The organism is Elusimicrobiota bacterium (assembly GCA_016788905.1).
Classification (GTDB): domain Bacteria; phylum Elusimicrobiota; class Elusimicrobia; order FEN-1173; family FEN-1173; genus JADKHR01.
The window spans coordinates 1-507 of sequence record JAEURZ010000078.1 but is presented as its reverse complement, the minus strand read 5'-3'; the positions used below and the strand labels follow the sequence as shown (position 1 = coordinate 507).

Here is a 507-nt window from a genome sequence, read left to right as displayed (position 1 = left end):
ACTAGTCTGTTTAACTTTCATGTTTTGTTTAATTTATACATTGACGAAGCGAGCGACCACTCAGTCAGAGAATTACCTAAACAAAAAGCAAAAGTCACTCTACTTAAATAGATTTCGTGGAGAACCAGCTATCACTAAGCTTGATAAGCCTTTCACCCCTAATAACAAGTCATCTCAAAATTTTGCAACATTTATGAGTTCAGTCTAACACTTGCTCATTATTAGATCGCTTAGTTTCGGGTCAGTTCTATAAAACTGTAAAACTACTCGCCAACCCATTATACAAAAGGTACAATAACACTAACGCGTTATTTGATTTTTGCATTAAAATTCAGTTTTCACACGTATTACTACGATGTTTAACCTTTCCCTCGCGGTACTTTTCACTATAAAATCTAAACTCTATAAGCAGTTTGTTAACAAAAAGGCTTCAACCATAAGGCTTACTAAAAAAAACAAATTCGCAGCTAAGGAAAATATTTAGCGAGATTGCAACTAATACCAGCT

General features: G+C 34.1%; 1 rRNA gene. It reads right to left on the bottom strand.

The features are described 5' to 3' along the window. Positions 1 to 507: ribosomal RNA gene (locus JNK54_10875) — 23S ribosomal RNA — on the bottom strand; the annotation flags it as partial.